This is a genomic window from Achromobacter sp. CF-sbj1-Ac2-l (assembly GCF_052698165.1).
This window is the reverse complement of the sequence record NZ_CP199855.1, coordinates 3158005-3180238: the sequence shown is the minus strand read 5'-3', so window position 1 is coordinate 3180238 and position 22234 is coordinate 3158005. Positions and strand designations below refer to the sequence as shown.

Genomic DNA, 22234 nt, shown 5'->3' with positions numbered 1-22234 from the left:
TTATTGCGGAGGATCGGCAATAACGGCTCCATGGGCGGGCTGGTCGAGGCGGCCCGCGCGTCTTAACAGGCGCCACGGAGGTCCGGTTGTCGGGTGGCGGCGTGGAGGCGGCGGTGGCGTGGTGTCGGAAGTATGGGGCGGGGGTGTGCGGCGTTGCCGCTGAAACCCGGTTATTGCATCGGCAGATCAGGTTCGGCGCCGAGCTGAGGCGACGGCGATGAAACGACAGTACGCGTGCCTGCTCGTGATCATGTCGGTACTGGCGATGCTTGTGCTGGTGCCGTTGTCATGGTTGCTGCCGTTCCCGCACGGGTTCACCAAAGCGCCCCTCAAGTCGGATGAGTGGGTGCAAGAGACGCCAACGATGCAGACGCCGTTCTCCCCGCCCAGCGGCGGCCGGGAGATCCGTTCGCTCAGCGTGCATCCCGATGGCAATGACTGGCTGTTCGTGGAATGCGTCCGCACCGGCGACAACCGGTGCGACGTCATGCGCTATCAATGGAAGACGGGAAAGCTGTACCGCTACGGTCTGCCCGCCGGCTACACCTATCCGTACGCCCACTATTCACCGCAGGGCAACTACATCGTGATGTCGCGGCGGCGGATCGCCGGCGATTCCGACGATGAACAGCGCCGTTCGCTCGACGCCATGCAGATCCTGCTGATGCGCAGCGATGGCGAGGGCCTCCAGATCCTTCCCTTGGCGCGGGGCAACAAGCTCTCGCCTTTTATGTCGCTGGATGAAAGCCGGATCGCATTCTGGAGGACGGGACGCATCCTGCCACCCGGACAACGCCTGGGCCTGCTCGATTTCGACATCTGGGAGTTTGATCGGGCCGACGCGACGGAACGGCCTTTTGCCGGCATCTTCAAATTCGTTTCCGGCGGCCAGGCGCAGTATCTCTCGGATGACGAGATCCTGTTCCGAACCTTCGGGCCGGCGGGGCATCTCTCGAGCTACGAGTCCCTGTATGGCAGAAGCAGCGTCTATCGCATGCGGCGCGGGGATACGCGGCTGCCCGAGCCACAGGTCTTCAGCGGCATCAAGTACGCCGAGATGCCGACGATGGATCGCGCAGGGAACCTGTATCTCTGGGGGCAGACGCCGCGCTACGGCCTGACCGTGATCCGTATTGAACCGGGAGGCCAGCGCAGGGCCTGGCAGCCGGGCCTGGGATTCATTCCGCAGGAGTTGATCTGCGATCCGGCTGGCACCTATCTCGCGGTGATCTACTGGGACCAGCCGATGGATGTCACGAACCGTCCGGGCGGCTTGGCCATGCTGGATATCGCGACGGATACCTGGACTGCGATTTCCCTGCCGTCGTGGCGGGATGCGGAAATCATTCCGGTGAACACAAGTGCGAGCGGCGTGGATAACGGCGCACGGGGCGGTTCGATCAATTCGAGGAGCTACTGATGGCTATGGAGCGTGACGCAATAAGATTGGCGGATCTGGATCCTTGGAGTCCAACAAGCTACATCCCCGTGTACGGGTTTTGGTGCGGGCCAAATTGGTCCGCAGGGGAGAGAGGGGGGGAGAAGAGCAGGGCGCAGCTGATCGAGAGCCCGGTATTGACGCGTATCGGTATTGACGGGGTGACGCCTGGAATCAGCCCCGTCGATTCGTTCTGCAAGGACCATGACATCGCCTATTTCGACGCGCAGGGGCAGCCGGATGAAGCCATGAAAAAGCTGGAAGCAGATCTCGTCTTGATGGCTAGGCTCGACCAGCTTGATTTCGACCAACTTCCGGCGGTTGAGCGCTTATATGCCCGCCTGATGTCGTTTGTATTCTTCGAGAAAATTATATGCGTTGATCTGCCCAACGCTTCGAGCGAGTGGATGGGGAGCCGCATTCTCGAACTCGCCAAGTCCTTCGAAAGACTCTTCCAGAAAATCGATGGCCTGACCTACATCGACCAGTTCGGTACCAAGATGACGGGCGTGGCCCTAGATGGCAAAGTTGGAGGCCTCGCCTATCAAATGTACTGGGTGACGGACAGGCAGGCGGACGGATCGAGCCGTATGTGGAGCTATTACAAGGATGCATTCGAAGAGGCCCACGGCGTTAGTTCTATCATAAATGAAGAGATCATCGGAGAATCTCTAAAAGAGATCATTGTCATGCGCGATGGTTCGGTCTCGGAACAGGTGGGGGACTCGGAGCCCATTACCCTGATTACGCCTGGCTACCATCCTGCCCCGGAGTTGGGCGCGGCGTCAAATAACCCGTTGGCGTCGTACGAATCCGGGCAACTTTTCTCGGGGTGGGGACTCGGGACGCCACAAGCTGGTTTGGGTGGGGGAGCATACGATCCCTATTTGCCCTTCTCGACGACTGTGCCGCCGGGAGGGCAGGATGCGGATGCTCCGGTGCTTACCGAGAGCCCAGCGTTATCCACGCCAGCTGGTTCCGGGACAAGGTATTTCGCCGAGGTCGTCGATACGCCGGGCCCCGGGGATCTGATGGGCCAGCCATCTCCGCCGATTCAGGTGGTAGGCGATGCCCCCATGGATGCTTGGATGCCATCTCCTTGGGATCCGGACCCCTTTGGGTGCTTTTCATGGGAAGGGTCGCCCGAGTTTGATGATTGCTGGGGGTTGTATTCCTTAAGCTTCTTTTCGGTGTCTGAGCCGGGCCCAACAACCGAGTTAGAGTTTGTCGAGGCTCAAAGCGGCGAGCGCGGAAGTATCGCGGACTCTATATATCGCCACGATCTCCACAATGAGCAAGAGGCGGACGATCTTGTCTATGCGCCGGTCTTGGGATTGTTTTCATCGCCCCACCCCCCCGACCTAGCAGTTGGACAAGACATATATTGAACTTATCCGCACTGCAGCCCGTCTGAGGACCGATCAGGCCCACGATTGCGCCACGGCCGCCAGGCACGCGATCACCGAAGCGAACGCAATGGCCAGCCCGATCAGCTTGCGCTTTTCCAGCTCGGTCCAGAGCAGCACGCCGGTCAGGCACAGCGCGATCAGCGCGCCGCCGATGGTGTCCGATAGCAGCACCCAGGCCACGCCAGTGCCGTTGGCGCGATGAAAATTCTGGACCACGCCCCACCAACTGGCGCTGCTGCGGCGGGCGCTGGCGGCGCCGCTTTGCGGCCAGAATTCCACCTGCACCTGATAGCCCGGCGCGCGGAACAGCGCCTGCCAGCGCTCGGGCTGGCGCGCGGAGACATCGCCCCAGCGCACATCCTGCGCCGCTTCCTTGCGGATGCGTTCGACCGGCTTGTCCAGCTTCAGGGCCTGCTGCAACCAGCGGCCCACCGCGGCGTCGGTTCGGGGCAGATCGGCGGGCGCCTGCAATTGCAGGGTCTCGACCACGGGCCCGGGCATGTCGATCTTGAGCACGGCCCGATGGTTCTGCAGGATGCCGCTGGCGCCGAACAGCAGGCCCAGCAGCGCGCCCCACAAACCGAGCCAGCCGTGGGCCTTGCGCAGCGCCTTCAGGTACTGGCCGCGGCGCGCGGGCGGACGCGGCGGCCGGGCGGTGGCGGAGTTGACGGAGGTGAGGCTCATGGCCGCGCCTCGCGCAGACGCAACGCGGTGACGGTGAAGCTGTCCGCGGTGAAATGCCGTTGCGACTCGCCGCTGTCCGCCGGATAGACCTCGGTGTCGTCCATGCTGGGTAGATAGGCGATGCCGCGGTCGGCGTCGTAGGCCATGTTGTGGGCCCAGGGCCGGGTGCCGATGGAGGCCAGCCGGCGCAGTTGGCCGGTGCGGCCCGCGTCATGGATCGACAGGCGGGCATCGGTGCCGCTGGGCCCCAGCAGCCAGCCGCGGCGCGCGTCATAGGCCTGGGCGATCAGGGCCGCGGCGGCGCAGGCGGCGGACAAGGCGGCGCGCAGGCGCGGCGCGGCTCGAAGCGGGAACGCGGCCGGCGCGGGGGCAGGGATGGACGGTTGCATGCTCAGAATTCCACCCGCGTCGACAGCACGAACTGGCGCGCGTCGCCCATGGAGATGAAGTACTGGTTGGCGCTCGAGGTGTAGTAGGTGCGGTCGAACAGATTGTTGACGTTCAACTGGAACTGCAACTTGCGGCCGGCGACGCGGGTGTCGTAGGTGGCGAAGGCGTTGACCACGGTATAGGCCGGCAGCACGAATGAGTTGGCCGAATCGCCCGGGCGGGTGCCGACGTAGCGCGCGGCGGTCCCCAGCCGCAGGCGGCCTTCGCCGATCTGGCCGGCGTTGTAGACCAGCGCCAGCGAACCGGTGTGCTGCGCCACGTTCCACAGCCGGTTGCCCTGGTACTGCGGATCATCGGTGGTGCGCGCGTCCAGATAGGCGTAGCTGGCCATGAAGTCCCAGCGCGCCGACAGCGAGCCGCTCACGTCCAGCTCGACGCCGCGCGAGCGCGCCGCGCCGCTGGTGCGCCAGTCGGTCAGCTTGGTGACGTCGTTGTATTGCGACACCAGCACGTTACGCTTGCGGATGTCGAACAGCGCCAGCGTGCCGGTGGTCTGGCCCGGCATGTCCCATTTCAGTCCCAGCTCCCACGACTTGGCCTGCTCCGGCGCCACGCCGGAGTCGATCACCGTGCCGCTGGTCAGCGGGGCGATGGTCGAGGTGGGCTTGAGCGATTCGGTATAGCTGCCATACAGCGACACCTCGGGCGTCCATTTGTAGACCAGGCCGGCGCGCGGCAGCCACTTGCCGCCCTCGATGTCGGTGTTGGTCTTGAACGGCCGGCCGCGACCCGCCAATTGCTCATAGTGCTGGTAGCGCAGCCCGCCCACCAGGATCCAGCGCTCGCCCAGGTGCAGCGAGTCCTGCAGGAAGAACGAGGTGGCGCGCAGCTTGTCGGTCTGGTCGCTGTCGCTGGCGACCACGGTGTTGCCGGGATCCTGCTGGTCGTAGACCGGATTGACGTAGCTGAAGGGCTTGGACAGGTTCTGCCGGATCAGGTCGGAACGGAAGATCTTGCGGCGCTCGTAGTCGGCGCCGAACTGCAGGTCGTTGCGCAGGCCGCCAAGATCGAGGCGGCCGTCGACGTAGCCGATCACGTAGTGGTCCGTGGACAGCGCGCCGCGGGTGCCGTCGTTGCTGCGCTTGATGGTGCCGGCCACCGGATCGATGGCGGTCACGCGCACCTGGTTGGCATCGTAGCGTTCCTGGTTCCAGCCATAGCCCAGGTGCGCCTTCCAGTTGTCGGTGACGCGCTGGTCGATGGTGACCTGGGCCAGCTCGGTGCTGCCCCACATGTTGTTGTAGGGTTCGTCCAGGCGGCGGCGCGAGGGGATGTCGAGCGGCTTGCCGGTGGTGGGATCGAGCGCGGTGCCGCGGTCGAACGGGTACAGGTAGTCGCGGTGCTCATAGGAGGCCACGATCTGCGTGTCCTGTCCATACCAGGCCAGCGACGGCGCCACCAGCGTGTCGCGGCGGCGGCCGAAATCGCGCCAGTAGTCTTCGTTCATGGTGTCGACCACCAGACGGTAGGCCAGCCGCGAGTCGCCGATCGGTCCGGTGCTGTCGAGCGTGGCGCCGACGCCGTCGCGGCCCTGGGCATAGGTCGAACCCGTCAGCGTGATGGCGTGGTACGGCGTGAGCTGCGGCCGCTTGCTGACGATGTTGATGACGCCGCCCGGGTCCATGATGCCGTAAAGCAGCGACGCCGGACCCTTCAGGACTTCGACGCTGTCGGCGGCGGCGTTCAGGCCGCGGCCCTGTACCAGCGGCATGCCGTTGTGCATGATCGAGCCGTCGCGGTTGGCGCCGAAGCCGCGCTTCATCAGCGTGTCCTGGGTGCCGGCGAGCGTGTTGCCCTGGGTGATGCCGCTGACGTTGGCCAGCGCGTCGTCCAGGTTGCGCGGGCGCTGGTCGCGCAGCACTTGGGCCGGCACCACGTTGACCGCCTGCGGCTGGTCCAGCACAGCCAGCGGCGAACGTGTCACCGAGGCCACCGGCTCCGGCTGGTAGGCGCCTTCGGCGGTGGTCGCGCCCAGCACAGTCACCGGCTCCAGTTGGGCGGCATTGTCGCCGCTGGCCACCGGCCGCACCGTGTAGACGTTGTCCGGGCGCCGCTCGGCGCGCAGGCCGGTGCCGTCCAGCAGCCGGCCGAAGCCCTGGTCCACGCTGTAGGCGCCCGACAGGCCGGGGCTCTGCTTGCCGGCCACGAGACGGCCGTCCAGCGACAGCGTCACGCCGGCCTGGCTGGCGAACTGGCTGAGCGCCTGCGACAGCGGGCCGGGCGCGACCTGGAAGCCGGCCGGCGCCTGGGCCTGCGCGGGCGTGACGGCCAGCAGGACCGTTGGCGCGGTCAGCGCGGTGGCCAGCGCGCGGGCCAGGAGCGGAAAACGGAAGGGAGGGACGTGCATGGGATTCCTTGGCGGCGGACGCGCGAAACGCGTCGTACCTCTGCAGTGCCAAGCGAAAAGAAGAAAGGGGAACTGGAAACGCGCGGCTGTTACAAAATAGTTGGGCAAGCCGCCCGCGCCGGCCGGCGCTAGGCAGCCTCCAGCCGGACCCAGCCGGGCAACACGCGCCGGGCGCGCACGGGCAGGGTGGCTTCCAGCGCGCGCAGGATGCGGTCGGTGTCGGCCAGCGGGAACACGCCCACCAGCGGCACTTGCGCGACCTCCGGCGTACAGGTGACGAAGCCGCGCCGGTAGCGCGCCAGCTCGGCGGCAAAGCGCGCCAGCGGCAGGCCGTCGGCCACCAGCTCGCCCCGGGTCCAGGCGTCGCGGGCGGGGTCGAGCGGTTCGGCCGCGTCGATGACGCGGCCGCTGAACCCCGTGCGGGTGCCGGCCTGCGCGATGCGGACGGGGGCATCGTCGGGACGGATCTCGACCGCGCCGGCGTAGACATCGAGCCAGGCGCGGCCGCCGTCGCGCAGCACGGCAAAGCGGGTGCCCAGCGCCCGCAGTTGCGCATAGCCCACGTCCAACAGGAACGGCCGGGCCGGCGCGCGCGGATCGGGATGGGTGTCGATCAGGGTTTCGCCGTCCACCAGCACCACGCGGCGCGCCCGCGCGTCAAAGCGCAGGTTGACCGCGCTGGCGGTGTTCAGCCACAGCCGCGAGCCGTCCTCCAGCGCGGCCTGGCGGGTCTGGCCGACATCGGTGCGCAGGTCGGCCAACTGGCGGCGGGTGGCCGGCTGGTTCCAGGCGGCGGCGCCCACGCCGCCGACGCCGGCCAGCAGCATCAGCGTGCGCAGCGCGCGGCGGCGGCCGCGTCCGGCGCCGGTCAGGGCCTCCAGCGCCGGCTGGCCGGCCACGGATTCGAAGCGCGCGCTGATCGCGGCCACGGCGTCCCAGGCGCGGCGGTGTTCCGGCCGGGCATCGAGCCAGGCCTGCCATTGGCGGGTATCGTCGGCGCTGGCGCGCTCGTCGCCCAGGCGCGCGAACCAGTCGGCCGCGGCTTCGAGCACGCGGCGGTCGGGCGGGGCGGACAGCGTGGCGGGCCTCACCAGACGCCGTCCGCGATCAACAGGCATTGCAGCATCACCTGCGCCATGTATTTCTTCACCATGCGCTCGGACACGTCCAGGCGCTGGCCGATCTCGGCATAGGTGTAGCCGCCCAGTTGCGCCAGCAGGAAAGCCTCGCGGGCGCGGGCCGGCAGGCGCTGCAGCATGGCGTCGATCTCGACCAGCGCCTCCAGCACCAGCGCGCGCCGCTCGGGCGAGGGCGCGCAGGCCTCGGGGCGCTGGGCCAGGGCTTGCAGATAGGCGTGTTCGAGATCGCGGCGGCGCCACAGGTTGACCATCAGGCCGTGGGCGATGCGGGCGAGGAAGGCGCGCGGTTCGCGCAGGCCGGGCGTGTCGCGGGCGGCGATCAGGCGCACGAAGGTGTCCTGGGCCAGATCGGCGGCGTCGTGGTCGTCGCGCAGGCGACGCCGCAGCCACGCCGTCAGCCAGGCGTGGTGCGAGCGATAGAGCGTGTCGACGGCGTGGGGAGCCGGGAGGTCGCCGGGCGGCACGGGGACTCCAAACCTGAAAGAGTAATGGGAATGGTTCCTATTATAGCTATTCGGGCCTGGAGTTCCAGCGGGGGATGTGCTTAGTCGTTGCGCTGGGCGAGGAACCGCCGCTGTTCCGCGTGCAGCGGATGGCTGTCGACGCGCCTGGCCATTTCCTGAGTACTCGTCTGCTTTCGCAGGGCAGCGCATTTCGCCGCCTGGATCATCCATATACGTTGTCGAACATTGCTCCGCTGCCTTGGCGGGCGTCTGAACGTATATGGAAGCGACGATGAAGCGAAATCGCGCGTGGATCTTCGTGGCAACGGTGGCGCTGATTTGCGTGCTGCCGTTGTGGTGGTCGCTCTGGACTTCGGCCTCCCCGGTCGCGAACGAGAAAAGGGCGCCCGTCGCTGTGGTGGAAACGCCGACCACGCGGACGCCGTTTTCTCCTCCGAACGGTGGCAGGGATATCCGCTCGTTGAGCGTGCATCCGAATGGCGTGGATTGGCTGTTTGTCGAATGCGCCCAGGATGGCGATAACCGCTGCGACGTCATGCGCTACCGACTCGATTCCGGCCGGCTGTATCGCTACGCGTTGCCGCCGGCCTATTCCTATACCTACGCGCGCTATTCACCCAAAGGCAATTTCATCGTGATGTCGCGCAGGCCTGTCTATGGCGGGTCGGAAGATGCCTTGGAGCGCTCGCTCCATGACAGTGAAATCGTGTTGATGCACCAGGACGGCCGCGGGCTGGAGGTCATCCCGACAGCGCCCGGCAACAAGCTGTGGCCGTTCATGTCACCGGACGAGACGCGCATCGCGTTCTGGCGAGCCGCTCGTCTGGTGCCGCCTGGCAAGCGCATCCGCCTGTTCGATTTCGATATCCGGGAATTTGATCGACGCGACAGAGTGGAACGGCCCTTTGCCCGCGTCTTTCATTTTGTCGACGGTGGGCAGGCGCAATACATCTCGGACGACGAGATCTTGTTTGAATCTTATGGGCCGATAGATCATTTCTCGGAATACCACCGTCGCTATGACGGCAATGAAATCTATCGAATGAAGCGAGGAGCCGACACGGTGCCGACTCCTGATGTGTTCGATGGAATCGAACATATCAGGATGCCGTCCATGGATCGTGCAGGCAGTCTGTGCCTGTGGGGCCAGACACCCCGTTATGGCCTGACGGTTATCCGTATTGCGGCCGACGGTGAGCGCAGTGCATGGCTGCAAGAAGACGGGTCGGAGGCGTCGTTCGATCCCAGGGAAGTGGTCTGCGATCCGAACGGCAAATATATCGCGTCCATTTATCGGGATCATCCCCTACGTTTTGGTGGCGGGGCAGGGGGGCTCGCCATGCTCGACATTGCTGCCAAGAAATGGTCAGCATTGCCGTTGCCGTCATGGGGGGAGGCAGAGAAGATTCCTGTCCCGGTCTCCAAAGAAAGTGACGCTGCGTCGTGAGTTCGAGGGAGCGATGATGAAAGGAAATCGTGTTTGGATTTTCATGGCAATCGTGGTGGTGGTTTGCGTGGCGCCGCTGTGGCGGTCGCCCTTGATATTGGTTCCTCCGGTTGCAAACGAGAGAACAGCGACTGCCGCTGTGGTGGAAACGCCGACCACGCGGACGCCGTTTTCTCCTCCGAACGGTGGCAGGGATATCCGCTCGTTGAGCGTGCATCCGAATGGCGTGGATTGGCTGTTTGTCGAATGCGCCCAAAGCGGCGACAACCGCTGCGACGTCATGCGCTACCGACTCGATTCCGGCCGGCTGTATCGCTACGCGTTGCCGCCGGCCTATTCCTATACCTACGCGCGCTATTCACCCAAAGGCAATTTCATCGTGATGTCGCGCAGGCCTGTCTATGGAGACACCGAAGAGGACCTGCGCCGTTCGCTTCATGACCTGCAAATCGTGCTGATGCATGAAGACGGCAGCGCCTTGGAGGTTGTGCCGGTTGCGCCGGGCAATAAGTTGTCGCCGTTCATGTCTCCCGACGAGTCGCGGATCGCATTCTGGCGCAGTGAGCGCCTTGTTCCCCCCGGTCGGCGGGTGCGGCTCCTGGAGTTCGATATCTGGGAGTTCGATCGGCGCGGCATGCATGAACAGCCGTTCGCGGGCATCTTCAAATTCGTGGACGGTGGCCAGGCGCAATACATCTCGGACGATGAGATCCTGCTTGAATCCTTTGGTCCATCCCGGCTGTTTTCACGCTATCACGAGATATACGCGGGCAGTGAAATCTATCGGATGCGTCGGGGTAATGAGGTCGTGCCGACTCCGGATGTTTTCGACGGAATCGAGCATGTGCGCATGCCATCCATGGATCGCGCAGGAAATCTCTGCCTCTGGGGGCAGACACCGCGCTACGGACTCACTGTTATCCGGATTTCCCTGGACGGGCGGCGCCAAGCCTGGCAAGAGGGGCCGTCGCAGCTCGGCCCGTCGTTCGAACCCCGGGAAATGGTCTGCGATCAGGCAGGAAAGTACATCGCGTCGATCTATCGGGATCATTCTGTGGGTCTGGGTGGTGGAACGGGAGGTATGGCCATGCTCGACATCGCAACTGATACATGGTCTACGCTTCCGCTTCCCTCAGCGCGGGAAGCGGAAGAAATCCCGGTCATTGACTCGCGCGACGAGATGCGTCGCGTTGGACATTGATCCTTTAAGGCAGAGGAAACAAAATGGCATCCGAAGAGGGCGGCATTAGATTTCAAGATACTGGTTGGTATCCGACAAGCTGGCTTCCGGTATACGGACGATGGTGCGGGCCAGATTGGTCCGCGGGGGAGCGGGGCACAACCAAGAGCGTGGCCGAACTTGATAAAGAACCTGCTTTGCGGCGTATAGGTCCCGCAGGAGGGCTAGAGGTAGACAGTCCATTGGATTGGCTTTGCAAACAGCATGATTTGGCCTATCTCGACGCGGAGAAGGAACCAGGCAGTGAAGCAATGCAGAAATTTAAAGCGGATAAGGATCTGCTGATAAAGATTGCCGCGCTCGACGAGAATCTGCTTACGACAGATGAGAAAAGCTACGTCAAACTGATGACGGCCGCATTCGCCGCAAAGATCTTCACCGTGGATTTCCCCGCGCTTCTTGACGAGGGGGCCATGACGGCCATTAAGGATCTGATGCTATCGCTCCATGGCCTCCTCGACGGGATTGATGGGCTGTCCTATATGGATCAGTTCGGCGCCATGATGTGGGGAGCGGTCAATAAAGGATACCTCCATGGCGGATTCGGCGATCTTGAGTTCTGGGACATCCCGTTCACACGATTCACGCTCATCGCGACCGATACGGCGGGGGGCAGTGCGGTAATTTCGTATTACGAGGATCCGTATCGGGAAGCGCATGGCATCGCAGCCGTGGTCGCGGGCGAAATAGTCGAAGGATCGTCCCGAACGATCACCCTCTATGATGGGGGCTTTGTCACTTCGCAATCCGGTCTGCAAGACCCTGTCGTGCTGGCGGAGCCTTCGACCATGGCTTGGCCCGGGCTGTATCTCGACGATCTTCAGGTCTTTCCTGACGCGATTCCAGGTCCATCAAAGGGATGGATACCGGCGCCCGGATCGGGTGAGGTGGATTTGGCCGATATGCCAATCCCGCCAATGATCGGCAGCACACCGGCTGTCTCCTATCCTCTGCCATCAGTTCCGCAGCCAGCAGCGTCCTGGCCTTCCAGCCCCGAATCTTCCCCGCCGTCTAGCGCCTCATCCGATGAGCCCTCCGATGGTCCCTACTATGCGGAGCTGGTTGACCCACCATTTCCCCCTGATGGGACCGGTCCGAAGGGGCCGCCATCGCCACCGATCAAGGTGTATGGTGATCCTCTGAATAACCCCCTCACGTTGGATGCCCTTTGGAGTTTGTATGATTGTGACGAGGATCCCGATTTTGTGTGCGTCACACTGAGTGAAAACATCATGGCGTACGCGCAAAGTCCGAGTTGGGGTGGCGCGTTCCTGGCATTTGAGGACGAGCGAATTTCTGACTATTTGGGAACAGCGGAGCCGCTTGCTGCGCGAAATGTGTTCGACGAGTGGCTTCCGGAGGCGACCCTCCCGCAGGCCAATGTCGTAGGGCAGAGCTTTGACGACATGGATGCGATGGCGATGCAGCTTGGTTCCGGGCAGGACGTTTTGCTGCACCCCGATGGACACTGGACAGAGTTCGCTATTTGATGAAACGCTCGAAGCCGAATGCGCGCATGATGCCGAATGCAGCCGGCCATCCGGCGGCATTCGGGGTCAGATTCGCCCGCCTTACTTGAACAACGCCGCGTTCTCTTCCAGCACCGCATCCGCGCATTGCGCGTCCAGGTTGCCGCCGGGCGCGCCGGCCACGCCGATGGCGCCGATGACGTTGTTGCCGGCCTTGATCGGCACGCCGCCGCCCAGCAGCAGATAGCCGGGGATGTCGGTCAGGTTGGCGGCGCCGGGGTTCTTCTGCGCGTTCTCCATGATGGCCAGCGTCGGCGCCTTGGCCGAGGCCGAGGTGAAGGCCTTGGCGCGGCTCGCCTCGATGGTGTGGGGGCCGGCGTTGTCGGCGCGCACGAAGGCCTTGAGCAGGCCGGCGCGGTCGACCACCGAGGCGCTGACGTTGTAGCCCTTGGCCTGGCAGGCGGCGACGGCGGCGGTGGCCAGCTTCTGGGCGTCGGCGGTCGAGATATTGCTTTCGGTGAGCACGGCGGCGTGGGCGGCGCCGCTGACGGCGAGCGTGGCAACCAGGGCGGCGAGCGGGTGGCGGGTCATGGTCTGCGTCCTTTATTCGTGTGGGGATCAGGAGCAGTCAGTGTGGCCAAAAGGCTGGCGGCGCGGTATACGCCCGATTACCCACGCGCCTCCGTAGCGCTACGGAGGCGGCGTGCGCGACGAGGCTGACGGTGGCGTCACTCCAGCAGCGTGGCGTACTGGCGGATCAACTGCGCCAGCGAGTCGGCCTCGAGCTTGGCGAACACATTGGCGCGGTAGGTTTCGACGGTCCGCGGTGACAGGTCGAATTCGCGCGCGATCTCCTTGTTGCTCAGGCCCTGCACGATGCGCTCCAGCACCTCGTGCTCGCGCGCGGACAGGCGCGCCAGGCGGTCGGCAGCGGCCTGGGTCACGGCCAGGCGTTCGCGACGGGCGATGTGGCCGCGCACGGCGGACTGCACCGCGTCCAGAAAGATGTCGTCGTCCACCGGCTTCTGCAGGAATTCCATGGCGCCACCCTTGAAGGCGCGGCGGCACAGGTCGACGTTGGCGTGGCCGGTCAGCATTACCACCGGCAGGTCGGAGGCTTCGGCCAGGCGCGCCAGCACATCGAGTCCGCTGATGCCGGGCATGCGGATGTCGAGCACCACGCAGCCGATGGTGCGCGGCGACAACTGCGCCAGGAACTGCTGCGGATCGCCGTAGCCGGCGCTGCGCAGGCCGACGCTGCGCAGCAGCAGCGCCAGCGCGTCGCGTACGGCGTCGTCGTCGTCCACCAGGTAGACCAGCGGCGATTGGTCGGGCAGGCTCATGCGGGGCCTCCGGCCAGGGGCAGGGTCAGGCTGAAGCAGGCGCCCGAAGGCTGCAGGTTGCGCGCGGCCAGGCGGCCGTCCATCGCGCCAGCCAGCGTTTCGCACAGCGCCAGCCCCAGGCCCATGCCCTGCGCGCGGGTGGTATAGAACGGCGTGAACAGCCGCGGCAGCGCGTCGGCTGCGATGCCCGGTCCGTTGTCGCTGACGCTGAAGACGTAGGTGGCGCCGTCGGCGCGGCCTTCGAGCGTGATCTGGCGCGGCCCCGGGGCATCGGCCAGCGCGTCGGCGGCATTCTGCACCAGGTTGTGCAGGATCTGTTCGAGCGCGACCCGCTCGGCCAGGGGCCGCGCCTGCGGGCTGGCGTTGTGCCATTGCAGGCGGATGCCCTGGCGCGCCAGTTCGGGCTCGCGCAGGAAACGCAGCGAGGCTGCCAGCGCGTCGGGATCCAGCGCCTCGCGCCGGCCGGGCGCGCTGGGCTGCACCAGCGCCCGCATGCGGCTGATGATATCGGCGGCGCGCTTGGCCTGTTCCGCGCTGGCCAGCAGGGCGCGGCGTACGCTGGGGCGTTCTTCCTCGTCGTCCAGCAGGCGTTGCGCGGCGCGGGTCTGCGCCAGGATCGCGGTCAGAGGCTGGTTCAGTTCGTGGGCGATGCCGGCGGCCATTTCGCCCAGCGTGCTCAGCCGCGCCATGGATGCCAGCCGCGCCTGTTCCTGCTGGCGCCGCGCCTCGGCGCGCGAGCGCCGCATGGCGGTGATGCCCGCCACCAGCAGCGCGCTGGTCAGGCCCCACAGACTCCAGGGCAGCCAGGGCCAGGAGGCGGGCGTGAGGGTGCGCGTGCTGTGCAGCGCGAACGGCTGGCTGGCCGCGCCCAGCGGCTTGGCGAGCGCCAGTGGCCAGCCGGGGCCGGCCGGCGCCGGCTGGCGTTGCAGCAGGGGCAGCGGCTGTTCGCCGATGGCGAGCGTCAGGTTGGCCAGGCCAGAGGGGAAGTCGGCGGCGGGCACGAGTTCGCGGGCGTCCACCAGCAGGCTCCAGCCGGACGGCGCCACCAGCCAGTAGCGCGCGGCATCCAGCGGCAGCGTGACAGGGCGGCCCAGGGTGCGGGCCTGCTCGACCGCGGCGCGCAGGCCGGGCGGTTCGGCCGTGCTGCCCGCCCAGGCGCCGTCGGGCAGGTAGCCGAGCGCCTGCAACTGCGGCATGGCCGGCCGCAGGCTGGGAAACAGCCGTTCGGGCGCGGGCGGGTGCGACAGCGCGGACAGCGTCGCCAGCACGGCCTCGTGCTGCACGGTCTTCTGGCTCAGCATGCGCTGCGCCACGCTGGTGTCCTGGAAGAAGCGTTCGTATTGGTCGACGTAGTGCTGGCGCCCGATCCAGAGGGCGCCCAGGCAGAACAGGACCAGCCAGGCGAGGAGGGCGCGGTGGCGCAGCGGGGGATTCACGCTGGAATTATGCCCCGTGGCCGATCCGGCGCGGAATCCGTAGGGCTACGGAGGCGTCGCGGCTCACGCCGCCAGGCGGCCGTCGTGGCCGGGCGCGGCCTGGGCGGCGGCCGACAGCGCCATCTGGTGCAGGGCGGCGACCAGGTCCGACTGGGTCACCAGGCCGGCCAGCACGCGGCCCTCGTCCAGCACAGGCACGCAGTGCAGGGCGTCGGACATGGGGCGGGCCAGTTCGATCGCGGGCAGGTCGGGCGTGGCGAACGGCACCTCGGAACGCATGCAGTCGGCCACCAGCAGGTCGGCCGGCGCGCCGCCCGCGGCCGCGACCTGGGCTGGACGGCCGCGTCGGGCCAGCGCGTCCGCCTGCGCCAGCATGCCGGCGTAGTGACCGGCGGAATCGAGCACCGGCAGCCATTGCAGGCGGTGCTTGTCGAACAGGCGCACGGCGTAGTCCAGCGGATCCTGCTGCCGCGCCACGACCACGTCGCGCGACATGATGTCGGCGCAGCGCACGTCGCCGAAGCGCCGCCGGCTGGCGCGCAGTTCGGCGGCCAGCACGATGTCCTCGAGATCTTCCTTGCTGATGTCGAGCAGCTCGCCGCGCTGCGCCAGGGCCTCGTCCAGGTCGGTGCGCGAGAAGCCCAGGCGGGCGCTGGGCGCCGGGTCGCGGGTCTGGTGGCCGGGCGCGGACTCGACGTGGCGCCGCGGATAGTTGCGCCTGAGCAGGCCGTTGAAGACCACGGCGATGCCCAGCAGGATGGCGGAATTCAAGGCCACCGGCCACAGCGCGAAGCCATAGCCCAGCGCCGCCACCTGCGGCCCGCCCAGCACCGCGGTCAGCGCCACCGCGCCGCTGGGCGGATGCAGGCAGCGCAGCGAGAACATGGCGGCGATGGCCAGCGCCGCCGCCGTGGCCGCGGCCACGCCGGGATCGGCTATCGCCTGCGCGCAGAACACGCCGATCAACGCCGACACCAGGTTGCCCGCCATGATCGACCAGGGTTGCGCCAGCGGGCTGGCCGGCGCGGCGAACAGCAGCACGGCCGACGCGCCCATCGGCGCGATGAACCAGGGATTGGCGTTGCCCAGCGCGTGGTGGCCGACCCATTCAGTGCAGAACAGCCCGACCAGCGCGCCCAACGCGCCATAGAGCTTTTCGCGCAGATTGACGCCAACCGGCGCCGGCGCGAACGCACCGAGCCAGCGCTTGATAGCCACAGCCAAAACTTTACCTCGCCGCTTCAGATATATCGGGGGACGACAATTTATCACGCGGCGCGCCGGCCGGCGGCATGAGCTTGTGCCGCCGGGTCATGAGAGGCGGGCGGAATCACCGCTCGGCGTCGTCGCCGATGCGGGCCAGCAGGCGGGTCAGCAACGGCCGCATGGCGCGTAGTTCTTCGAGGTGCGAGGCCGACAGGCTGGCCAGGATGCGCTCGGCCTTGTCCGTCAGCACCACCTCGACGCGGCGGCCGTCTTCAGGGTCGGGTTCGCGGCTGACGAGGTCCAGCCGTTCGAGGCGATTGACCAGTTCGGCGGCGGTATGCGGGCGCACCAGCAGGCGCTCGGCGATCTCGCCGACATAGAGGCCGCGGCGGCCGGGCGCGCCGGGCCGGCTGCCCTTGATGGCCAGCAACGCCTGGTGCTGCTGCGGCATCAGGTCGAGGCCGGCCGCGGCGTTTTCGCTGAAGGCGGCGAACTTGCGCAGCGCGTAGCGGAAATCGGCCAGCAACTCGTAGTCGGTGGCGGATGGCAGGGCGGGGGCTGGGGAACGTTTCACCCGGCCGATTCTAATATATATCGTGATACGATACATTTGATTTTTCGCAAACAGCGGCCGATCACCGTCCTCGCGGACGCAGCGGCCGCGCGTTCCGTTTCCCTCTCCTCGCCTCGAACCATGCCTCCCGTTTCCTCTTCCGTGCGCGCCTTGCGGCTGGGCGACTTCACCACCGACAAGCGTGTCGTGCTGCTGATGGCGCTGGCCGTGCCGACCGGCCTGGCCAGCGTGGCCGCCGCCTGGGCCTTGCTGCGCCTGATCGCGCTGTGCACCAACCTGGCCTACCACGGCCTGTTCTCGTTCGCCGACCTGCCCATCACCACCGGGCGCCTGGGGCCGACGTCGGTGGCCATTCCCGTCATTGGCTGCCTCATCATCGGCCTGATGGCGCGCTACGGCTCGGAGAAGATCCGCGGCCACGGCATTCCGGAAGCGATGGAAGCCATCCTGATCGGCAAGAGCCGCATCGCGCCCAAGGTGGCGGTGCTCAAGCCGGTGTCGTCCGCCATCTCGATCGGCACTGGCGGTCCCTTCGGCGCGGAAGGCCCCATCATCATGACCGGCGGGGCCATCGGCTCGCTGCTGGCGCAGACCATCCACCTGAACGACGGCGAGCGCAAGACGCTGCTGGTGGCCGGCGCCGCCGCGGGCATGACGGCGATCTTCGCCACGCCCCTGGCGGCGGTGTTGCTGGCGGTGGAGCTGCTGCTGTTCGAGTGGAAGCCGCGCAGCTTCCTGCCGGTGGCCACCGCGGCGCTGGTGGCGGCCGTGGCGCGCGCCTTCGCGCTCGATGGCGGGCCGGTCTTCAGCTATGCCGGCGTCATGGCATTCACCCCGTGGCATCTGGTGGCCTGCGCCGCCGTGGGCGTGTTGGCGGGGCTGGGCTCGGGCGCGCTGACGGCACTGGTCTACGCGGCCGAGGACCTGTTCGAGAAACTGCCGCTGCACTGGATGTGGTGGCCGGCGCTGGGCGGCCTGGCCATCGGCATCGGCGGCCTGATCGATCCGGCCGCGCTGGGCGTGGGCTACGACAACATCCGCCATCTGCTGGCGGGCGACCTGGCCTTGCAGGCGGTCTTGCTGCTGCTGGTGGTGAAGGTGGCGATCTGGTCGATCGCGCTGGGCTCGGGCACCTCGGGCGGGGTGCTGGCGCCTTTGCTGATCTTCGGCGGCGCGCTCGGCGCGCTGGCCACGCCTCTGCTGCCGCCGGCCGTGCCGGGCTTCTGGGCGCTGGTGGGCATGGCGGCGATGATGGGCGGCACCATGCGGGCGCCCTTGACGGCGACGTTGTTCGCGGTCGAGCTGACCGGCAACCTGGGGGCCTTGCTGCCGGTGCTGGCGGCCTGCGTGTTCGCCTACGGCGTCACGGTGCTGCTGCTGCGCCGCTCGATCCTGACCGAAAAGATCGCGCGGCGCGGCCACCATGTCAGCCGCGAGTACCGCGTCGATCCGTTCGACCTGCTGCGCGCCAGCCAGGTGATGACCACGCCGGCGCAGACGCTGCCCGCCAGCCTGACGGTGGCACAGGCGATCGCGCATTTCACCACCGCGCAACCGGTCCACACCAGCTATCCCGTGGTCGATGAGGTCGGGGCGGCGGTGGGCGAGGTGACGCGCGCCGACAGCCTGGCCTGGGCGCTGGAACCGGCACTGCATGGGCGGACGCTGGCGCAGGCGCTGTCAGGGCGAGAACTGGTCCATGGCTTTCCCGAGGAACTGGCCAGCCAGATCGCCGACCGCATGGCGCTGTCCGGCGCTGGCCGCGTGCCGATCCTGGACCGCGACAGCGGCCGGGTGCTGGGCATCGTCGGCCGCAAGGACCTGTTCCGCAGCCGCGCCCGGCGGCTGCGCGAGGAGGCCGAGCGCGCGTCGTTCCTGCGGCGGGCGTCGTCCGCGGGCGGCTGAGTCCATCGGCCGCTTCGACGGGCCGACGCCAGGCTAGGCGCGGTCGTCGGCCGCGCGCAATTGCCAGAGGGCGTCGAGCACGTGCTGGGTGGCGCGTTCGACCTGCCCGTCGCGATGGGCGATGCCCAGCGGCCGCCACAGCGCCGGGCGCAGCGGCCGCATGGCGATGCGCGGGTCGGCCTGAGGCGCGGTGGCTTCGTGCGGCAGCAGCGTGGCGCCGTAGCCGGCCGCCACCAGGCTCTTGATGGCATCGTTGTAGTTCAGTTGGATGCGCGGCCGCGGCTGCAGCCCGGCGCTGGCGAACCATTCGCCGGTCTGGCGCGACAGGCGCGTGCTGGCGTCGTTCAGGATCAGCGGCCGGTCGCCAAGCCAGGCCGGCGTGACGCGCGCCGGCGGGTTCCAGGCGGCGGGCAGGAAAGCCATGATGGGATCGCGCCGCCAGGGCCGCAGCACCAGGCCCGGCACCGGCGGCTGCGGCAACGCCACCAGGCCCACGTCGAGCGCGCCGTCGACCAGTTGCTGCAGGGTTTCCTGCGAGGTCAGCACGGCCACCTGGACATCGATGCCCGGGTGTTCGCGGCCAAGCGCTTCCAGCGCCTGCGGCAGCAGGTGGGCGATGGCGCCGGTCGACGCCCCCAACCGCACCCGGCCGGCCAGGCCCTGCACCTGGCGCTGCACGTCGTCGAGCGCCTGGTCGGCCTCGGCCAGGATGCGGCGCGCGCGCTCCAGCAGGGTGTCGCCGATGGGCGTGGGGCGGACCTGGCCGCGCTTGCGCGTCAGCAGCGTCGCGCCGACGCGCGCCTCCAGGTCGGCCACGTGCAGGCTGACGGTGGGCGGCGCCAGGTGCAGCGCACGGGCGGCGTCGGCGAAAGAACCGAGGTCGGCGATGGCGACCAGGGTGCGCAGGCGGTCCAGGTTGATTTCACGCATGGCGGTTTCGTTCAGGAATTCTGAATCTTGTCGTCATGATATTCGACTTTTCGTATGGCGTGAGATCGGCAATCATGAACACCCGGATCCATTTCCGACCCAATCCGCCGGCGCCACGCCGGCTCTTTCGCAAGGCCACGCACATGACGCATCCCCTAGTATTCATCGACGGCGACCAGGGCACCACCGGTCTGCAGATCCACGAACGGCTGCGGGGCCGCACCGACCTGCGCCTGCTGACGCTGGCCGAGGGCGACCGCAAGGATCCGAGGCGGCGCGCCGAGGCCATCAACGCCAGCGACATCGCCATCCTGTGCCTGCCCGACGAGCCCGCGCGCCAGGCGGTGGCGTCCATCGTCAATCCCGAGGTGCGGGTGATCGACGCGAGTTCGGCGCACCGCACCACCGCGGGCTGGGTCTACGGCTTCCCGGAAATGGACGCCGGGCAGGCGCAGCGCATCGCCCAGGCCAAGCGCGTCAGCAATCCTGGCTGCTACCCAACGGGCGCCATCGCCCTGATGCGCCCGCTGGTGCAGGCCGGCCTGGTGCCGGCCGACTATCCGTTCAGCGTGTACGCGGTGTCCGGCTATTCGGGCGGCGGCCGCGCCAGCGTCGATGCCTATGAGGGGCCGGGCGCCACCGGCGGGCTGGCCTTCCAGGTCTACGGACTGGGCCTGGCGCACAAGCACACCCCGGAAATCGAGCGCCACGCCGGCCTGACACAGCGGCCCGTGTTCGTGCCGTCGTACGGGGCGTTCCGCCAGGGCATCGTGCTGACCGTGCCGCTGCAACTGCGGCTGCTGCCCGCTGGCGTCAGCGCCGCGCGCTTGCAGGACTGCCTGGCCGGCCACTATGCTGGCGCCCGCCACGTGCAGGTGGTGGCGGCGCAGGACGCGGCGGCGCACACGTTCCTGGACCCGCAGGCGCTCAACGGCACCAACGACCTGCGGCTGGCCGTGTACGGCAACGCTGACCATGGCCAGGTGCTGCTGAGCGCGGTGTTCGACAACCTCGGCAAGGGCGCGTCGGGCGCGGCGGTGCAGAACCTGGATCTGATGCTGGACGCGCTGGCCCTGGCCGAGGCCTGAAGCGCCAGCGGTTTGTCAGGCGATTTCTGCTCAACTGGGCAGGCGCTGCCGTTCCGGCCGCGCCTGCCTGGGATCCCCTGCCTGGAATCCGCCGCCTGAAGCTTGCATGACCCTGGAAATCCTGCACCGCACGCCGCTCTGGGTATGGGTCCTGTTCGCGCTGCTGCTGTACCGCGGCATACGCGCGCTGCGGCCGCGTCAGCTCTCGGTGTCGCGCACTTTCCTGTTGCCGGTGCTGTTCCTGGTCTGGGTGTTGGTGTCGATCCATGGGGAGGTCACGGACCTGCGGACCGCCTACGAGGCTTTCGCGGCCGGCATGGCCGTGGGCGGCGTGCTCGGCTGGATCTTGTGGTCGCGGGCGGGCCGCGCCACCTATCACCGGGAAACAGGCATGATCGAGCGGCCGGGGTCGCCGATCACGCTGGTCCTGCTAGTGCTGGCCTTCGCGTCCAAGTTCGTGCTGATGACGATGCTGGCGCGCAACCACGGACTGGCCGCCGATGCCGTGTTCTCGGCGGCATTTGGCGGCGTGTCCGGGCTGGTCGACGGCATGTTCTGGGGCGGCACGCTGTCGCAGGTGTGGCACCTGCGACACCTGGCACTGCCGCCGCTGGCGCGGCGCTGACACGGCGGGCGCCAGGCGGACACGTCGGCCGGCGGTGGCTGCCCGCTTCCTTGCGCGAGCCTGTTGCGAGATCCGATCACATCGATGCGCCCGCCGAGCCGCCCGCATCGCGGTCCGCCAGCGTGTCCACCACCAGCGTGCGCAGCCAGCGCGTGCCGGGGTCGCTCTCGAAACGCGGGTGCCAGTGCACCGTGACGCTCAGCGGCGGCAACGCCAGCGGCAGCGGCCGGATCTCGAAGGCGTTGTCGCGGTTGAACCAGACCGCGGCGCGGTATGGCAGGGTGACGGTCAGGTCGGTGCGTCGCACGATCTCGGCGGCGGCCGAGAAATGCGGCAACGTCAGGTACGGCTGGCGGTGCAGACCGGCTTCGCCTAACACGTCGTCCAACAGACGGTGGGCGCTGGCGCGCGAGGCCACCAGAATGTGGTCGAGCCGCTTGAACTGGCCCCGCGTCAGCCCGGCCGACAACACCGGGTGGCCGCGCCGGCCCATGCAGGCATAGCGCTCGCTGAACAGGTCGGCGTGGCGCGTGTGGCGGCCCAGGCCGGCCAGGTTGCCGATGGCCAGGTCGATGTCGCCATCCTTGAGCGCCTGCGGCAGTTGTTCCAGCGCCACCTCCACCACCTCCACCTGCAGGCGCGGCGCCAGCGCGTGCACGCGTTCCATCAGGCTGGGCAGGAATACCATCTCGCCGATATCCGACATCGACAGCCGGAACCGCCGCGTGCTGCTGGCAGGTTCGAAATGCTGCCGCAGGCTGACCGCCTCGGCAAAGCTATTCATGCCGCGTTCGATCGGGTCGGCCAGCGCGAAGGCCACCGGCGTGGGCCGCATGCCCGAAGGGGTGCGCACGAACAGGGGATCGTCGAACTTCTCGCGCAACCGGGCCAGGGCATAGCTCACGGCGGGCTGCGTCAATTGCAGGCGCTGGGCCGCGCGGGTGACGCTGCGTTCATGCAGCACCGTCAGGAAAACCCGCATGAGATTCAAGTCGAAGTCCACGCTCGCCCTTGTTATCAGTCTGGTTTATGCAATGAAT

20 protein-coding genes are annotated in these 22234 nt (G+C 67.4%); 8 read left to right on the top strand and 12 right to left on the bottom strand.

The genetic code is table 11. The features are described from left to right. Positions 1–217 precede the first annotated feature (217 nt). Together ACUDCK_RS14515 and ACUDCK_RS14510 are read left to right on the top strand one after the other, a co-directional pair. Positions 218–1420: a hypothetical protein gene (locus ACUDCK_RS14515; RefSeq protein WP_175167965.1), complete on the top strand. Its 1203-nt coding sequence runs from the start codon at positions 218–220 to the stop codon at positions 1418–1420. A gap of 155 nt (positions 1421–1575) precedes the next feature. Next, a complete protein-coding gene (locus tag ACUDCK_RS14510) occupies positions 1576–2826 on the top strand; it encodes a hypothetical protein (protein ID WP_144657459.1) in 1251 nt (416 codons plus the stop codon). Between the two features lie 33 nt (positions 2827–2859). Here the strand turns inward: ACUDCK_RS14510 and ACUDCK_RS14505 are convergent, their stop codons facing one another. The 5 genes from ACUDCK_RS14505 to ACUDCK_RS14485 all read right to left on the bottom strand — a co-directional run bounded on the left by ACUDCK_RS14505 (position 2860) and on the right by ACUDCK_RS14485 (position 7931). Further along, positions 2860–3531 carry a PepSY-associated TM helix domain-containing protein gene (locus ACUDCK_RS14505; RefSeq protein WP_054504211.1) on the bottom strand — a complete coding sequence of 224 codons (672 nt, stop codon included), beginning with the start codon at positions 3529–3531 and terminating at the stop codon, positions 2860–2862. Then, positions 3528–3920 carry a hypothetical protein gene (locus ACUDCK_RS14500; RefSeq protein ID WP_175167964.1) on the bottom strand — a complete coding sequence of 131 codons (393 nt, stop codon included), beginning with the start codon at positions 3918–3920 and terminating at the stop codon, positions 3528–3530. Before ACUDCK_RS14500 ends, ACUDCK_RS14505 begins: the two co-directional genes overlap by 4 nt. Before the next feature lie 2 nt (positions 3921–3922). Continuing rightward, on the bottom strand, positions 3923–6328 hold the full coding sequence (locus ACUDCK_RS14495; RefSeq protein WP_175167963.1) for a TonB-dependent siderophore receptor: 2406 nt from the start codon (positions 6326–6328) through the stop codon (positions 3923–3925). 128 nt (positions 6329–6456) lie between these two features. Further along, positions 6457–7446 (bottom strand): FecR domain-containing protein, encoded by a 990-nt coding sequence (locus ACUDCK_RS14490; protein ID WP_175167962.1) that lies wholly within the window; start codon positions 7444–7446, stop codon positions 6457–6459. Beyond that, on the bottom strand, positions 7416–7931 hold the full coding sequence (locus ACUDCK_RS14485) for a sigma-70 family RNA polymerase sigma factor (protein WP_049073943.1): 516 nt from the start codon (positions 7929–7931) through the stop codon (positions 7416–7418). The genes ACUDCK_RS14490 and ACUDCK_RS14485 overlap by 31 nt, the downstream gene beginning before the upstream one ends. Before the next feature lie 259 nt (positions 7932–8190). On the opposite strand from ACUDCK_RS14485, the gene ACUDCK_RS14480 reads away from it, so the two are divergent. The 3 genes from ACUDCK_RS14480 to ACUDCK_RS14470 all read left to right on the top strand — a co-directional run bounded on the left by ACUDCK_RS14480 (position 8191) and on the right by ACUDCK_RS14470 (position 12108). Next, positions 8191–9378 carry a hypothetical protein gene (locus ACUDCK_RS14480; RefSeq protein WP_445659235.1) on the top strand — a complete coding sequence of 396 codons (1188 nt, stop codon included), beginning with the start codon at positions 8191–8193 and terminating at the stop codon, positions 9376–9378. 43 nt (positions 9379–9421) lie between these two features. Then, on the top strand, positions 9422–10579 hold the full coding sequence (locus ACUDCK_RS14475; RefSeq protein WP_445659234.1) for a hypothetical protein: 1158 nt from the start codon (positions 9422–9424) through the stop codon (positions 10577–10579). Positions 10580–10827: 248 nt separating this feature from the next. Beyond that, complete coding sequence (locus ACUDCK_RS14470; RefSeq protein ID WP_162876553.1) at positions 10828–12108, top strand: hypothetical protein; 1281 nt, start codon at positions 10828–10830, stop codon at positions 12106–12108. 81 nt (positions 12109–12189) lie between these two features. On the opposite strand, the gene ACUDCK_RS14465 is transcribed toward ACUDCK_RS14470, so the two are convergent. The 5 genes from ACUDCK_RS14465 to ACUDCK_RS14445 all read right to left on the bottom strand — a co-directional run bounded on the left by ACUDCK_RS14465 (position 12190) and on the right by ACUDCK_RS14445 (position 16646). Continuing rightward, positions 12190–12678 (bottom strand): GlcG/HbpS family heme-binding protein, encoded by a 489-nt coding sequence (locus ACUDCK_RS14465; RefSeq protein ID WP_064525291.1) that lies wholly within the window; start codon positions 12676–12678, stop codon positions 12190–12192. 137 nt (positions 12679–12815) lie between these two features. Beyond that, entirely contained in the window at positions 12816–13430 is a 615-nt protein-coding gene (locus tag ACUDCK_RS14460) for a response regulator transcription factor (protein WP_175167961.1), read from the bottom strand. Continuing rightward, positions 13427–14866 carry a sensor histidine kinase gene (locus tag ACUDCK_RS14455; RefSeq protein ID WP_175167960.1) on the bottom strand — a complete coding sequence of 480 codons (1440 nt, stop codon included), beginning with the start codon at positions 14864–14866 and terminating at the stop codon, positions 13427–13429. Before ACUDCK_RS14455 ends, ACUDCK_RS14460 begins: the two co-directional genes overlap by 4 nt. Before the next feature lie 63 nt (positions 14867–14929). Beyond that, on the bottom strand, positions 14930–16090 hold the full coding sequence (locus ACUDCK_RS14450; protein ID WP_420867712.1) for an HPP family protein: 1161 nt from the start codon (positions 16088–16090) through the stop codon (positions 14930–14932). A gap of 106 nt (positions 16091–16196) precedes the next feature. Further along, positions 16197–16646, bottom strand: a complete 450-nt coding sequence (locus tag ACUDCK_RS14445) for a MarR family winged helix-turn-helix transcriptional regulator (protein ID WP_054504202.1) — start codon at positions 16644–16646, stop codon at positions 16197–16199. Between the two features lie 120 nt (positions 16647–16766). Between ACUDCK_RS14445 and ACUDCK_RS14440 the strand changes: the two genes are divergently transcribed. Next, on the top strand, positions 16767–18551 hold the full coding sequence (locus tag ACUDCK_RS14440; protein WP_175167959.1) for a chloride channel protein: 1785 nt from the start codon (positions 16767–16769) through the stop codon (positions 18549–18551). A gap of 33 nt (positions 18552–18584) precedes the next feature. On the opposite strand, the gene ACUDCK_RS14435 is transcribed toward ACUDCK_RS14440, so the two are convergent. Next, a complete protein-coding gene (locus ACUDCK_RS14435; RefSeq protein ID WP_175167958.1) occupies positions 18585–19481 on the bottom strand; it encodes a LysR family transcriptional regulator in 897 nt (298 codons plus the stop codon). 143 nt (positions 19482–19624) lie between these two features. Between ACUDCK_RS14435 and argC the strand changes: the two genes are divergently transcribed. Then, complete coding sequence (argC, locus tag ACUDCK_RS14430; protein ID WP_175143861.1) at positions 19625–20569, top strand: N-acetyl-gamma-glutamyl-phosphate reductase; 945 nt, start codon at positions 19625–19627, stop codon at positions 20567–20569. A 106-nt stretch (positions 20570–20675) separates the two neighbouring features. After that, positions 20676–21194 (top strand): DUF6622 family protein, encoded by a 519-nt coding sequence (locus ACUDCK_RS14425; RefSeq protein WP_175167957.1) that lies wholly within the window; start codon positions 20676–20678, stop codon positions 21192–21194. 76 nt (positions 21195–21270) lie between these two features. Here ACUDCK_RS14425 and ACUDCK_RS14420 read toward each other — a convergent pair whose 3' ends face one another. Then, positions 21271–22197 carry a LysR family transcriptional regulator gene (locus ACUDCK_RS14420; RefSeq protein WP_240317223.1) on the bottom strand — a complete coding sequence of 309 codons (927 nt, stop codon included), beginning with the start codon at positions 22195–22197 and terminating at the stop codon, positions 21271–21273. Positions 22198–22234 lie beyond the last annotated feature (37 nt).